Here is a 15,374-nt window from a genome sequence, read left to right on the forward strand (position 1 = left end):
CGACGGAACGGGAGACCATGCAGATGAGACGTACGCGAGGACTGCTGGCGGGTGCCGTCACGTTCGCCCTCGGCCTCGGCCTCCTCACTCCGTCGGTGGCGATGGCGGCGGGAGCCGATGACGCGCTGCTGGCCGACTTCGCATTCGAGACCGGCTCGTCGAGCTTCGACGGCGGCGGTGCGGTCGCGACGACGCACGGCGCCGCCGCGCTCGTCGACGGGCCGAGTGGCAAGGCGGCCCGGGTCGGCAGCGGCTTCTGGCTGAACGTCACGAAACCCGATGGCAGTCCGTTGCTCGCCGGCCTCGACGACGTCACGATCTCGTACGACAGCAAGCCCGATGCCACAGGCAATGCGGGATGGTCGATGTTCGCCGCTCGCAGCGCGGCCACGCAGGCCTACCAGCAGGAGCACTACCTCGGCTTCCTCGACAAGACCGCGGGCGTCACGGTCGAGCGGTACGACAACGCCGGCGTGCGTGTCACCACCGGGAACCTCGCCGTCGCGAACACGGGAACCAGCTGGAAGCACGTCGACCTGGTCCTCTCCGGCGCCACGGCCCGCCTGTTCGTGGACCAACGGCTCGTCGCGACGAACACGGCGGGCGAGAGCCTGTCGACGATCCTCGGCGCTGCCGGGGGCGTGCTGCAGCTCGGCAAGGCGAACTGGGGAAGCGGCGAGTACTTCTCCGGCCTGCTCGACAACGTGCGCATCCACGCCCGAGCGCTCACGCCAGACGAACTCGGCGTGCCGACCGCGCCGAGCGATCCGGCGGCGGCACTCGCGATCCCGGCGAGCGTCACCGGCGACCTGCCGTCGAGCGTGCTCGGCCGGTCCGTGACGTGGCAGGCTTCCGGTGACGGGGCATCGCTCGTCGCCGCGGACGGCACCGTCACCCGCCCCGAGTCCGGACCCGTCGAGGTGACCGTGACGGCGACCATCGACGGTGTCGCGACCGCGGTCACGGGTGACACGCAGATCCTCGACGCGGGCGGCGATGTCGCCACGTACGTCAAGACCGTGACGACCGTTGCCGGGGTCAAAGACGACCCGCTCGCGTACAACGACGACCGCCGCGCCGATTCGCTGTTCGTCTCGGCACGTGCAGAAGGCGCCACGACCTGGGAACCGCTGAACAGGTCGCAGGCGATCCTCTCCGCCGTGTGGAGCGGCACGCAGTCTGCGAACCCGAACGCACAGCTCGGTTCGCCGTCGCTCCTGCGCTTCGCCGACGGCACGCTCGGCGCCGTCGCCTCCCAGAACAACGCGACCGACTCGGTCTACGTGTGGGATGCCGCCGATGGCGCGACGTTCCGCAACCAGCGCACGGTGAAGGTCTCGGCCGACGGCTCCATCGTCGCCGATCCGCGCATCGTGTTCGACGCCGCGGCTGAGACCTACAAGGCGTATTGGACCGATGCGCTCACCGGTGAAGGGCGTGTCGCCCAGCTCGACGAGCTCACGGCCGCTGCCGTGCCGACCTCCGCGACGAGGGCCGACGCCATCGCACTCGGAGTCGACGGCGACGGGCTGCCCTCGTTCATCACACAGGCCCAGGCCGGCTCGTTCGCGATGTCGAAGGCCGAGTTCGCGGTGTTCTTCGAGAACTACGTCGACCTGCAGAACACCGGAGTGGCCGCGATCGCCGATGTCGAGGTCGAACACGGTGCATCGGTGGGTGCCGACACGCTGCCCGCGACGGTGACCATGGAGTACAACGACGGGTCGACGAAGAACCTGCCCGTCGCCTGGAACGACGACGAGCTCGCTGCCGTCGACACCAGCACGCCGGGCACCTACGAGGTGAACGGCACCGTGCGGCAGGTCGCCGAGCAGATGGTCAACGACGCACGGGCAGATCCCGACCTGTTCTTCAACGAAGACGACGGCTACTGGTATCTCACCGGCTCGCACTACTCGATTCCGTCGGATGCCCCGAACAGCGCGCTCATCGATGCGAACGCCTACCGCAGCATCGGGCTCAAGCGCGCGACGACGATCGAGGGCCTGAAGGACGCGCCCGAGCAGATCGTCATCGACCCGGATGCCGGCACACCCGGCCGGCAGGCGCAGTACCCGAACACCTTCTACGGGTGGGGCGGCTACATCTGGGCGCAGGAGTTCCACAGGATCAACGACCAGTGGTGGATCGTCGCCGGCATGAACCGGGGCTACGCGCCGACCGGTGGCTGGTGCGACAACACGGTGCTCATTCCGTACATCGGCACCGAGCAGTCGTTGCGCAACGGCGGCCTCGTCGACCCGGTCAATTGGGGCGAGCCGACCATCTTGCAGGGGGCGGCGTTCGACGTGTCGTACCTCGAACGCGAGGAGAACGGCGTGACCCAGGGCTACTGGGTCATGCCGATCGGAGCGAAGCTCCATGTCGCCAAGGCAACGATGGGGCCGAAGGGCACCGTGCCCCTGATCGACGGCGACCTCAGCCAGATCTACGGCCTCAGCCAGCCGTGGGAGTACGGCAAGTCTTCGCCGACGCCGTCGGACACGAACGAGGGCGCCGACCAGGGCATCGTCGAGGCGCCGTTCATGGTCGCGCACGGCGACTACATCTACCTCACCTATTCGGGCGGCACGGTCGACAAGTACTACGACCTCGGCCTGCTGCGCGCGGCGAAGGACGCCGACCTGAAGAACCCCGCCAGTTGGACCCAGGTGCCCTTCCCGGTGCTCGATACCAACGACACCGCGGCCGGACGCATCGGCGGGGCCGGCCAGGGCGGCCCGGGCCACAACTCCTTCGCCGTCGATGAGGCGGGCAATCTCGTTCTCGCGTATCACGCGCGGCCCTACCCCGAGCAACACACCGGCCCGGCCGCTGGGGGCCTGTTCGACCCCGATCGCAACACGTGGTTCAAGGCCGTCAACGTGCGCTCGAACGGCATGCTCGATCTGTCGATCAGCAGTGAGCAGGAGGTGGCGCCCGAGCACCGAACCGTGACGCTGCGCGTCATCGTCGAGCCACCGGCCTCCGCGCTGCAGGTGACGAGCGCGACGCGATGCGTGGCCGGCAAGGTCGCGCTGGTCGTGACGATCGGCAACGACGCGCCGGTCGCGGACTCGGTGCACGTCGTCACACCGTTCGGCGAGAAGACCGCCGAGATCACGGCGGGCAAGGCCGCGTCGCTCGTCTTCAGCACCCGTCAGAAGTCGATCGCGGCCGGGACGGTGACGGCGGTGTCGTCGAACGTCTCGCAGGCGCCCGTCGAAGCGGCGTACGCAGCGGCGGAGTGTGGTTGACATGTCGTTCCGCGAAATGCGGGAGCGCCTTGACGGTGCTCGGAACCATCCCTACGCTAGAAATGTTCCCGCTAACATTGGCGAAGAACACCTGGCCCCTCGCGGGGCCGTACCCGGCAAGGACGCCGACCTCGGTCGCGACCAGAGCCACCACTGCGTACGTGTCAGCCCCCTGCTGCACGACGGAACGGCTCGGCATGCGCCGACCGAGGAAACTGGAGACAACATGATCAGCAAAGGTGCTGCACTGCGTACCGCAGCAGGAGTGCTCGGCGGGCTCATGCTCGTCGGCGTCGGAAGCGCGGCGTTCGCCGCGTACCCCGACCCCACGAGCGGATCCGACGTCGACGTGAACGTCGACATCGCCGCCGTCGAGAACGGCGCGTTGAGCCTCACGGTCGACGCCAACGCGACGAGCCTCGCCGAGACCGGCTCGAACGCCTCGTACCGTCAGTTCACCGGTACACTGCCCAACGTGACGGTCACCGACACGCGCACCGAGGTGCCGGCTGGCGTGTTCTGGTACGTCACCGGCCAGGCGAGCAGCTTCGTCGGTGCGACCGGCCAGCCCGACATCACCGCCGACCACCTCGGCTGGGCGCCGGCGCTCGTGAACCCGGCCAATGGCGACGACGTGGTAGAGGGCCCCGCCGTCGACACGTCGCTCGACCCCACGACGCCGAACAACGTCGGTCTCGTCGGCGAAGAGCTGCTGGCGCTCAACCTGACCGACTCGCAGGCCGCGGCCACCGCCGGCCAGTGGACCGCCAACGCCGGCCTCGTGCTGAAGACCGCGGTCGATGTCGCTCCCGGCGCCTACACCTCGACGCTGACGCTCTCGCTCTTCGAGGACGCGCTCTAAGCACGTGAACCGATCTCGTCTCCGCCGCGCGCTCGCCGCCGTCGCCGCCGTCCTCTCGGTCGGCGTCGGCGGCGTGCTCGCGGCCGCGGGTCCCGCCGCCGCTGAGGAAGCGGCGCCCGTGTCGTGGTCGGTCACGCCGTCGGATGCCTCCGGGCCCGACGGGCGCTTCTCGGTCGAGCACGAGATCGACCCGGGTGCGAGCGTCGACGACTTCCTCGCGGTGCGCAACCTCGGCGCCGAAGAGGTCACGTTCGTGCTGTCGGCGGCCGACGGGTTCTACAACGACAACGGCCGCTTCGACATGCTGCCGTCCGGGCAGCCGTCCGTCGACGCGGGCACCTGGATCAGCCTGCCCGAATCGGTCACCGTCGCGCCCGCCGGCACCGTCGTGGTGCCGTTCACCGTGACCGTGCCCGAGAACGCCGAACCTGGCGACCACGCGGCGGGCATCGCCGCCTCCGTCATGTCGACGAGTTCGGGTGACGGGGCAGCGGTCGGTGTCGAGAGCCGCGTCGGGTTCCGGGTGATGACGCAGGTGACGGGTGAGCTCGAGCCCGCCTTCTCGGTGCAGCACGTCGCCACCGAGTACCGCACGTCGTGGAACCCCCTGCATCCCGGTGACGTCGCCGTCTCGTTCGACGTGGTGAACGAGGGCAATGTCCGGCTCTCGGTCGGCGGCACCGTCGACATCGCGGGCAGGCAGGTCGCCTTCCCCGCCGACGCCGAGCGCCAGCAAGACATCCTGCCCGGAGAGCACCACACCTTCACCGCCGACCTCGACGAGGTCTGGCCGCTCTTCGGATTCGCGGGCGAGATCGTCGTCTCGCCGACCGTCACCACGGTCGGCGGCGACACCGCAGAGGTCGCCCCAGCTTCGACCTCGATCTTCGTGTGGGCGGTGCCCTGGCCCCAGTTGCTGGTGCTGATCGGGCTCGCTCTCATCATCGTGGCGCTCGCTTGGCGCCGCGGGCGCTCGAAGCGCCGCTTCGACACGCTGCTCGCCGAGGCCCGTGAAGCGGGCCGTCAAGACTCCGCCGCAGGAGGGCTGGAAGCGACTTCCTAGCTTGCCAGAGGGCTCGCTGTTTCGACTCGCAGTTCCGCGCCGAGGCCGATGGTCTCGTGGCGCTCGTTCTGCACGCCTGCTCGGCGTGCCCGTCTGCACTGGAGGATCACCGATGATTCGAGAGACACCGATTCGAGAGACACCGATTCGAACGGCGTCACCCGCTGAGCGTCGTGCGCGGCGCTGGGTGGCCGGTGCGACGGGCGCGTTGCTCGCGGCGAGCAGTCTTGCGCTGGCGGGGCCGGGTGCGGCGACCGCCGTCACTCCGGGTTCGCTGATCGCGTCGTACGATTTCTCGGAGTCGTCGGGCACGATCGCCCACGATCTCTCGGGCACCGGGCACGATGGCACGGTCGTCGGCGGCGAGGCGTGGCGCGGCGGGTTCCTGCAGTTGAACGGCGCGAACCACGTGAAGCTGCCCGAAGGGCTGCTGGCGGGTCAGGCGGCGGCGACGATCGTGGTCGAGACGAACCCGATCGCGCTCAGCGGGGGGAAGTTCCTCTGGAACATCGGCGGGTCAGGCGATGGTTCCACCGGCCAGTTCTTCATCCAGCCCGTGGCGCCGCGACTGGCGATCTCGAAGACGAACTGGTCGGGTGAACAGTCGGTCACCTCGACCACGAAGCTCGCTGCCGGCCGGTGGCAGTCCGTCGCGGCGACGATCGCGAAGAACGCCGACGGAACGACCTCCACGCTGCGCCTGTACATCGATGGCGCGCTCGTGGCCGCGAAGACGGACTCGACGACGAATCTCAGCGATCTCACGACGCACACCATGAACTACCTCGGCAAGAGCGCCTACTCCGGTGACTCGCTCTATCAGGGCGGGGTGTCGTCCTTCCGGGTCTACACCGAGGCGCTCACCGCGGCCGAGCTCGGCACCATCGCCGAGACCGACGCGGGCGACGTGGCGGCCGAAGTTGCGGCCGCCGTCGACCTCGGCGCGGCGAACGCGCAAGACCTCGCGGCCGTCGAGGGCGACCTCGTGCTGCCGACGAGCGGGGGAGTGACCTGGTCGTCGTCGCCCGCCGGAATCGTGGCCGCCGACGGCACGGTGAGCCCACCGGCATCCGACACGGAGGTCACGCTGACCGCGAGCGCAACCGTTCGCGGCGCGACCGCGACGAAGCAGTTCGCGGTGACCGTGCTCGCCGCGCCGACCGCCGCAGAAGCGGCCGAGCGCGCGGCTGCTGCGATCGTGCTGCCGTCGGTGCTCGAGCAGGGCTACGCCCTGCCGGCCACCGTGCTCGGCCTGCCGGTCACGTGGTCGCACGTATCGGGCGCCGGCTCGGTCGACGGCGGGGCGATCGGCTCGGCCCCCGAGTCGGGTCTCAACGACGCGACGCTCGAGGCCGTCGTCGGCACCGCCCCTGACACGGCGAACGCACGATTCGACGTGCGCATCGCCGAGGCGCAGGCGCAGCGACTCGCGAGCTACTCGACCACGAAGAACACCCGCGGGGGCGATGACCCCGAGGTCACGCGCACCGCTCACCTCGCCCTCAGCGCCGACGGCACCACCTACACCGCGCTGAACTCGGGCGCCGGCGTGGTGTTCCCGAAGGTCACCGGCATGACCGAGACGAGCAACGGCACCAAGCGCTACCTCGCGAACCCCTACCTGTTCCGTCTGAAGGGCGACGAGGGCTTCGGCCTGATCGCACGCCGGGTCGACGCGGCGGGTGCGGGCGATGCCTCGGGCGCACTGGTCTTCACCTCGCCCGACCTCGTGCACTGGACCGAACTCGACTTCTTGCCCCTTCCGGGCCAGGGCGCGTCGGGTGCGGTCTCGGCTGAATGGGATGCCCGGGCCGACGCCTACCGGGTCGTGTGGACCGGCCCGACCGGATCCTCGCTCACCGGCACCACCGCGGCGTTCGCCTCGGTCGACTTCCACGGCGTCGGTCAGCAGCCGGTAGGACGCACGGGTGCCGTCGGCGTCGCGTTTGCCGAGAGCGCGTCGATCATCCCGCTCACCGCCGGCGAGGCGCAGGCGGTCGGGCAGTTGCTCGGCCGCGTGCACAACACCGGCGTTCAAGGTCCCGCGACGGTCGAGGTCGAGGCGGGCGGGCAGCTCGAACTCCCCGAGACGGTCACTGCCGACTACTCCGACGGCGGCACGCACGAGTTCCGCGTCGACTGGGACGCGTCGGCCGTCGACACGACGACCCCCGGCGAGTACACGGCGACCGGCACCCTGCAGCGCAACGACGCGGTCTACCCGCTCGCCACTCGCCGCGCCGACCCGCACATGCTGCGGTACACGCTGCCGAACGGCGAGAAGACCTGGCTGTTCATCTCGACCGACGACAACGGGCAAGACGAGTTCTTCATCCGCCGCGCCGACACCATCGCGGGTCTGGCGACCGCCGCCGATAACCGGATCCTCGGCATCGGGCTCTCGGGCGCCGCCCCGGTCGGCTCGCAGCTGTGGGCGCCCGAGCTGCACGTCGTCGACGGCGAGCTGTACCTGCTCTTCGCCGCGAACGCGAACAACGTGAACGGATGGAACGGGGTGCAGTCCTACACGATGCACCTGCGCTCGGGCGGCGACCCGCTCGTGCGTGCCGATTGGGAGGCGCCGCAGCGCGTCGTCGATGCGGCCGGCCAGCCGCTGACCACCTACGGCACCGGCATCACGCTCGACATGACCCACTTCGAAGACGCGGGCACCGACTACGTCGTGTGGTCCGAGCGCAACGTGCCCTCGACCGGCAACGGCCCCGCTGTGCTGAAGATCGCGAAGGTCACCCCATCGGCGACCGGGCCGTGGCAGCTCGACGGCGAGCGCTCGACGATCGTCTTCCCCGATCGCGGCTGGTCCGACAACACGACCGAGGTCGTCGAGGGCCCGTTCGTGATCCAGCGCGACGGCAAGGTGATGATCACCTTCTCGGGGTCGGGCGTCGACTGGACCTACAGCGTCGGTCTCGCGACCGGGCAATCGGGCGACGACCTGCTCGATCCCGCGGCGTGGGTCGTGCGCGACTACCCGATCTGGAGCTACGAAGGCCCGAACACCGACAACTGGGGGCCGGGGCACAACTCGTACACCTATGACGATGACGGCAACCTGCTGAACGTGTTCCACGCGAAGGTCACCCAGAACGGCACCCGCGACGCGGGCGTCCGCATGGTCTACTTCCGTCAGGACGGCAGCCCCATCCTCGACATGACCGACACCGAGTGGCTCGCCGTCGCCAACCGCACCGTGACCGCGACGGTCGTCGTCGAGGCGCCCGCCGAGCCGCCGATCACGGTCACCGCGCAGAGCCGCTGCATCGCGGGCAAGGCGACGTTGATCGCCTCGCTCTCGAACGCGGGCGAGACGCAGGCCGAGGTGTTCGTCGAGTCGCAGTACGGCACGAAGCGGCTCTCGCTGGCAGCCGGCAAGAGCACCTCGACGAGCTTCAGCACGCGCGCCTCCGAGCTGGCCGCCGGTCAGTTGACGGCGAAGGTCACCACGACCGTCGCCGGTTCCGGTCAAACGCTGACGACCAACTACACCGCCGCCTACACGACCCGCACCTGCGGTTGATCGGAGCACACCCATGAATCGCACCAGCAGAACGCGGCTGACGACCGTGGCGTCCCTCGTCGTCGGGGCCGCACTGGCCTCGTCACTCGGCGCATCGCTGCCCGCGGCGGCAGAGGAGCCGGCCGCCCCGCAGCCGATCGCCGCCTACGCCTTCGACGACGGCACCCTGCACGACTCGGTCGGCACGGCCGACCTCACCGCTTCGGGCACCGCGGCGCTCGTGACGGATGCCGATCGGGGCCGGGTGCTGCGCCTCGACGGTTCCGCCAACGGCTTCGCGGCCTTCCCGCAGGGCTTCTTCGACGGCCGCGACGCCATGACGGTGTCGATGGACATCAAGAGCGAGAAGACGAGCGGCAACTTCTTCACCTTCGCCTTCGGCGCCGATTCGACGAAGTACTCCTTCCTGCGCGTGCGCGGCGCCGATGTGCGCAGCGCGATCACGAATGCGTCGTGGCAGAGCGAGTCGGCCGTGACGGGCACGGTCGCGAGCGGGTCGTGGCACCACTACGACCTCGTGTTCGACGGCGCGAAGATGACCGTCTACGTCGACGGGGCGAAGTTCGGCGAGAACCCCGCGCTCGGCACCACCGTGTCCGGGCTGGGCTCGAACCTCCTCGGCTATCTCGGCAAGTCGTTCTATGCGGCCGACGGGTACTTCCAGGGCTCGTTCGACGAGGTACAGGTGTTCGATCGGGCGCTCACCGCCGCTGAGGTGCTCACCAACGCCGGCGCGACCGACCAGTTGACCGACGTGTCGCTCAATGACCCGTCGGTGTTGAAGATCGCTCCGATCGTGAACGGAGCAGCCCGCACGGCGATCCTGCCGCTGCGACCGGGCACGGATGCCTCGGCGCTCGCGCCGACCTTCACCGCCGCCGCCGGAGTGAGCGTCTCGCCCGCGTCGGGCGAGATCGTCGACCTCCGCGCGCCGGTCACGTACACGCTGACCGCGCCGGGCGGAACGACGGCGACCTGGACGCTCTCGGCGCACGTGATGCAGAGCCCCGTGCTGCCCGGGCTGTACGCCGACCCGAACATCGCGGTCTTCGGCGACACCTATTACCTCTACGCCACGACCGACGGCACCGCCGGCTGGGGTGGCAAGGACTTCTTCGTCTGGAAGTCGCCCGACCTCGTGAACTGGACCCGCTCCGCGGAGCCCTTCCTCACCCTCGACGGCGCCAACGGAAACGTGCCGTGGGCGAGTGGCAACGCGTGGGCGCCGACGATCATCGAGCGCGACGGCAGGTACTTCTTCTACTTCAGCGGCCACAACGCGGCCCTGAATCGAAAGACGATCGGCGTGGCCGTGGCCGAGAGCCCCGAGGGGCCGTTCACCGCGCAGCCCACGGCGATGATCCTGAACAACGAGTCCGTCACCTCGGGTCAGGCCATCGACCCGTCCGCGTTCCTCGACCCCGTGTCGGGCAAGTACTACCTGTTCTGGGGCAACGGCAGCCCGGTCTACGCCGAGCTGAGCGACGACATGCTGTCGCTGAAGCCGGGCACGATCGCACGCATCAGCGGGCTGACCTCGTTCCGCGAGGGAACGTTCGTGAACCACCGCGACGGCCTGTATCACCTGACGTATTCGATCGACGACACCGGGTCCGAGAACTACCGGGTCGGCTACGCGACCTCGACGAGCGTGCACGGGCCGTGGACCTACCGCGGGGTCATCCTGCAGAAAGACCTCTCACTCGGCATCAAGGGCACCGGCCACAGCTCGATCATCAACGTGCCTGGCACCGACGACTGGTACATCGCCTACCACCGCTTCGCCATGCCGAACGGCGACGGCACCCACCGCGAGACGACGATCGACAAGCTCACGATCGGCCCGGACGGGCTCTTCCAAGCGGTGCAGCCGACCCTCACGAGCGTCGCACCTCAGACGATCGCGAGCCCCGTCGAGGTGACGGCCGCGGCATCCACTCGCTGCGCAGCGGGCCGGGCCGTGCTCGTGGTCACCGCGACCAACGCGTCCGACGAGGCCGTCGGGCCGGTGGCTGTCGGCATCGAGACCGCGTACGGCTCGAAGGAGCTCGCCGCGCTCGCCGCCGGCGCCGCGAGCAGCACGACCTTCTCGAGCCGGCTCGCGTCGATGCCCGCGGGCACGGCGACCATCACCGCGAACGCGACGGATGCCTCGGCCGCCCACCCCGTCGAGGTCGCGTACGCAGCACGCAGCTGCGGCTGAGGGCGACGGCCGGCCGCATGCAGCACCGCACAGCAGACACCAGCATCAACAACCGACAGCGCCCACCGGCGCGAACACACCACTCCGGAGGATCACCGATGATTCGAGAGACACCGATTCGAGAGACACCGATTCGAACGACGTCACCCACTGCACGTCGTGCGCGGCGCTGGGTCGCCGGCGCGACGGGCGCGTTGCTCGCGGCGAGCAGTCTGGCGCTCGCCGGCCCGGGTGCGGCGACCGCCGTCACTCCGGGCTCGCTGATCGCGTCGTACGACTTCTCGGAGGCGTCGGGCACGGTCGCCCACGATCTCTCGGGCACCGGGCACGACGGGACGGTCGTCGGCGGCGAGGCATGGCGCGGCGGGTTCCTGCAGTTGAACGGCGCGAACCACGTGAAGCTGCCCGATGGGCTGCTTGCCGGTCAGTCGGCCGCGACGATCGTGGTCGAGACGAACCCGACCGCGCTCAGCGGCGCCAAGTTCCTGTGGAACATCGGCGGTTCGGGTGAGGGTGCCACGGGCCAGTTCTTCATCCAGCCGGTGGCGCCGCGATTGGCGATCTCGAAGACGAACTGGTCCGGTGAGCAGACCGTGACGTCGACGACGAAGCTCGCCGAGGGGCGGTGGCAGTCGGTCGCGGCGACGATCGCGAAGAACGCCGATGGTACGACTTCGACGCTGCGGCTGTATATCGATGGTGCGCTCGTGGCCGAGAAGTCGAACTCCACGACGAACCTCAGCGATCTCACGACGCACACGATGAACTTCCTGGGCAAGAGCGCCTACGCCGCTGACTCGCTGTACCAGGGCGGGGTGTCGTCGTTCCGGGTCTACACCGAGGCGCTCACCGCCGCAGAGCTCGGCACCATCGCCGCGACCGACGCGCAGGCCGCGGCGAACGAGGCGGCAGCCGCGCTCGACCTCGATGCCGTGAACGAGCAGGATCTCGCCGCCGTGGAGACCGACCTCGTGCTGCCGACGAGCGGGGGAGTGACCTGGTCGTCGTCGCCCGCCGGAATCGTGGGCGCCGACGGCACGATCAGTCAACCGGCATCCGACACCGTCGTGACCCTCACGGGCACCGCGACCGTGCGCGGCACGACCGCGACCAAGCAGTTCTCGGTGACCGTGCTCGCCGCACCGACCGATGCAGAAGCGGCCCAGCGCGACGTCGACGCGATCGCCCTCGCGAACGCCGGCGACGTGCGCGGCAACCTCACGCTGCCGACGACCGGCGAGCGGTTCGGCTCGACGCTGAGCTGGAATTCTTCGGATGCCGCGATCGTCGACGTCGCGGGCACCGATGCGGTTGCGCCCGGCGTCGTCACGCGGCCCACGACCGTCGACACGACCGTCGTGCTCACCGTCACCGGGGCGTTCGGCGACGCCGTCGCCACCCGCGAGATCCCGCTCACGGTGCGCAAGTCGACGCCGCTCGCGAAGACCACCGACTACCTCTTCGCGCACTTCACCGGCACCGAGGGCAGTGCGAGCGACGAGCAGATCTACATCGCCACGAGCCGCGACGCGCTGACCTTCACCGACACCCGTGCGAACGGCGATCCGGTGCTGTCGCTCGCCGCCGACCAGGGCGACGGGGGCGTGCGCGACCCGTTCGTGGTGCGCTCGCCCGAGGGCGACCGCTTCTTCATGATCGCGACCGACCTGAGCATCTACCACCGTGGGGGCTGGGGCAACTCGAACGCGACCGTCACCGGCTCGAAGTTCCTCGTCGTGTGGGAATCCACCGACCTCGTCGACTGGAGCGAGCCGCGCTTCGTCGATGTGGCGAGCGAGATCCCGAACGCGGGCATGGCCTGGGCGCCCGAGGCGATCTGGGACGACGTGACCCAGCAGTACTACGTCTACTGGGCGACCCGTGCCGACGGCAACACCGAGCTCGGCGACAGCGTCGACGTCTACCTCTCGACCACCCGCGACTTCACCACCTTCTCGACGCCGGTCAAGTGGATCGACCGTTCGCACTCCATCATCGACACCACGGTGATCAAGGTCGGCGACTGGTTCTACCGGGCGTCGGGCGACGGCGAGATCACCATCGAGCGGTCGAAGAAGCTCGACGCGATCACCACCTCCGCGACGGCGAAGACCAGCGGCACCGAGCAGGAGTGGGTGCTCGTCGGCACGCTGCAGTCGATCCTGAGCGGCAGCGGCACCTGCTCGGGCGGGAACAACTACACCGGTGGATGCCTCGAGGGACCGGAGTTCTTCGCGTACAACGACGACGACCGAGGCGCCGCTGAGCAGCTCTACGGCCTGCTCGCCGACCAGTACGCCACCGGCCGCGGATACCTGCCGTTCCGCTCGACCGACCTCGCCTCGACCTCCGCGTCGGTGTGGTCGAAAGCGGGCGGCGTGAATCTCGGCACACTCAAGAAGCGCCACGGCGGCATCCTGCCGATCACGGCCGAGGAGTACCAGCGCGTCATGTTCACCTACGCCGGCGTCGGCACGAACCCCGATCTCGCGATCGAGACGAGCGCGAGCACCCGCTGCGTCGCCGGCAAGGTCACGGTCGTCGCCTCGGCGAAGAACGCCGACACCAGGCCGGCGGATGTCACGGTGACGACCGTCTACGGCTCGAAGACGTTCACCTCCGTGCAGCCGGGCAAGACCGTCTCGCAGGCGTTCTCGACGAGGCTCGCCGCAATCGACGCCGGGTTCGTCGGCGTCACAGCGACGGCGAGCAGCGCGAACTCCGATGACAGTGCGGCCTACGCCGCACGGAGCTGCGGATGACCGCGCTCACCCGTCGGGACGTGCTCGGGGGGGCGCTGATCGCGGCATCCCTCGCGGCGGCCGGCGCGGCGGGCGCGACAGCGCTCCCCGCGCAGGCCATGGCCGGAGGCACGGTCGCCCCGCGCTCGGCGTTCACGTCGCTGGGCACCTCCACGTCTGCACATCCGGGACTGCTGCACACGGCATCCGATCTCGGTGACCTGGCCGCTCGCATCGCTGCACAGTCCCAGCCGTGGTATTCGGGATACGAACGCCTCGCGGCCAACGGGCGCAGCAACCCCGCCTGGAATCCGCGGCCGCTCGCAACCGTGATCCGCGGTGGCACCGGCCAGAACTACATGCAGATGGCCTACGACATCCACGCCGCTTATCAGAACGCGCTGCGGTGGCGGGCGACCGGCCTCGAGGAGCACGGCGCGACCGCGGTGCGCATCCTCAACGCCTGGTCGTCGTCGCTCGTCGCGATCGGCGGAAACGCCGACCGCTTCCTCGCAGCGGGCATCTACGGGTACCAGTTCGCGAATGCCGCGGAGCTCGTGCGCGAACGGAGCGACTTCCGGCTGACGGCGTTCCGCGACATGCTGCTGAATGTCTTCCAACCGATGAACGAGCAGTTCCTGGCATTCCACAACAACGCCGTGATCACCAACTACTGGGCGAATTGGGATCTGTGCAACATGGCGTCGATCCTCGCGATCGGGATTTTCGCCGACCGCGACGACCTCGTCGATCGAGCGGTCGACTACTTCGCCAACGGCGCGGGCAACGGCTCGCTGCCGCATGCGGTGCCGTTCGTCTACGCCGACGAGGGCCTCGCGCAGTGGCAGGAGAGCGGTCGCGACCAGGGCCACACCATGATGGGCATGGGGCTCATGGGCGCGATCTGCGAAATGGCGTGGAATCAAGGCATCGACCTGTGGGGCGCCGACGACAACCGGTTCCTGAAGGCGGCCGAGTACGTCGCCAAGTACAACCTCGGCAACGACGTGCCGTTCACGCCGTACACCTGGCAGTCGGGCCCGAACACGACGGCCGGCCATGTCGGCTGGCAGACCCAGACCGTCGTGGGCGGCGGATCGCGGGGGCAGCTCAGACCCGTGTGGGAGGCGATCCTCGGGCACTATGCAGGCCGGCGCGGCCTGCAGGCGCCGTGGACGGCGCAGATGGTGCAGCTCGTTCGAGCCGAGGGGGGCGGCGGCGACTACGGCCAGGAGTCCGGCGGGTACGACCAGCTCGGATTCGGCACTCTGACGGCTGCGGCCTCTGGGGTCGGCGAGCGCGTCTCGCGCCTGCAGGCGTTCACGCATCCGAGTCACTACGTCGCCGCCTCGGCGGGCTCGGTCGCGCTCGCCGCCGACCCGGCGCTCGGCCTCTCACGGTTCAGGGTCGTCTCGGGGCTGGCGGGCACGGCAGATGGCCGTGTGTCGTTCGAGTCCGTCGAACGGCCGGGCACCTACCTGCGGCACAGTTTCTTCAGGCTCGTCGCGAACCAGGGCGATGGTTCGTCGCTGTTCGCGGCGGACGCGACCTTCGTGCCGGTCGCCGGGCTCGGGCACTCGATGCTCACCTCCTTTCGCTCGCACAACTTCGCAGAACGGTACATCCGTCACCGGAACTTCCAGCTGTGGATCGATCCGATCAGGGACGACCAGGATCGAAAGGACTCGACCTTCCGGCTCGTCGACTGAC

7 protein-coding genes are annotated in these 15,374 nt (G+C 69.4%); all 7 read left to right on the plus strand.

What is annotated here, in order from left to right; genetic code table 11:
* Window positions 1-23 precede the first annotated feature (23 nt).
* The 7 genes from AC6CH0_RS07040 (at window position 24) to AC6CH0_RS07070 (ending at window position 15,373) form a co-directional block, all read left to right on the plus strand.
* A complete protein-coding gene (locus AC6CH0_RS07040) occupies window positions 24-3,257 on the plus strand; it encodes a family 43 glycosylhydrolase (protein ID WP_498099126.1) in 3,234 nt (1,077 codons plus the stop codon).
* Between the two features lie 226 nt (window positions 3,258-3,483).
* Entirely contained in the window at window positions 3,484-4,119 is a 636-nt protein-coding gene (locus tag AC6CH0_RS07045; protein WP_498099128.1) for a hypothetical protein, read from the plus strand.
* A gap of 4 nt (window positions 4,120-4,123) precedes the next feature.
* Complete coding sequence (locus AC6CH0_RS07050) at window positions 4,124-5,182, plus strand: hypothetical protein (RefSeq protein ID WP_498099130.1); 1,059 nt, start codon at window positions 4,124-4,126, stop codon at window positions 5,180-5,182.
* A 112-nt stretch (window positions 5,183-5,294) separates the two neighbouring features.
* Window positions 5,295-8,720: a family 43 glycosylhydrolase gene (locus AC6CH0_RS07055; protein ID WP_498099132.1), complete on the plus strand. Its 3,426-nt coding sequence runs from the start codon at window positions 5,295-5,297 to the stop codon at window positions 8,718-8,720.
* Window positions 8,721-8,733: 13 nt separating this feature from the next.
* Window positions 8,734-10,923, plus strand: coding sequence for a family 43 glycosylhydrolase (locus AC6CH0_RS07060; RefSeq protein WP_498099134.1), 2,190 nt, complete (start codon window positions 8,734-8,736; stop codon window positions 10,921-10,923).
* 98 nt (window positions 10,924-11,021) lie between these two features.
* Window positions 11,022-13,685 carry an immunoglobulin-like domain-containing protein gene (locus AC6CH0_RS07065; RefSeq protein WP_498099136.1) on the plus strand — a complete coding sequence of 888 codons (2,664 nt, stop codon included), beginning with the start codon at window positions 11,022-11,024 and terminating at the stop codon, window positions 13,683-13,685.
* Window positions 13,682-15,373, plus strand: coding sequence for an AbfB domain-containing protein (locus AC6CH0_RS07070; protein ID WP_498099138.1), 1,692 nt, complete (start codon window positions 13,682-13,684; stop codon window positions 15,371-15,373). Before AC6CH0_RS07065 ends, AC6CH0_RS07070 begins: the two co-directional genes overlap by 4 nt.
* Window position 15,374: the final 1 nt, after the last annotated feature.

This window comes from Agromyces sp. GQ35 (genome assembly GCF_059758475.1).

Coding starts and splice junctions, on each gene's coding strand:
- AC6CH0_RS07040 (WP_498099126.1), top strand. CDS start 24: ATGAGACGTACGCGAGGACTGCTGGCGGGTGCCGTCACGTTCGCCCTC.
- AC6CH0_RS07045 (WP_498099128.1), top strand. CDS start 3,484: ATGATCAGCAAAGGTGCTGCACTGCGTACCGCAGCAGGAGTGCTCGGC.
- AC6CH0_RS07055 (WP_498099132.1), top strand. CDS start 5,295: ATGATTCGAGAGACACCGATTCGAGAGACACCGATTCGAACGGCGTCA.
- AC6CH0_RS07060 (WP_498099134.1), top strand. CDS start 8,734: ATGAATCGCACCAGCAGAACGCGGCTGACGACCGTGGCGTCCCTCGTC.
- AC6CH0_RS07065 (WP_498099136.1), top strand. CDS start 11,022: ATGATTCGAGAGACACCGATTCGAGAGACACCGATTCGAACGACGTCA.
- AC6CH0_RS07070 (WP_498099138.1), top strand. CDS start 13,682: ATGACCGCGCTCACCCGTCGGGACGTGCTCGGGGGGGCGCTGATCGCG.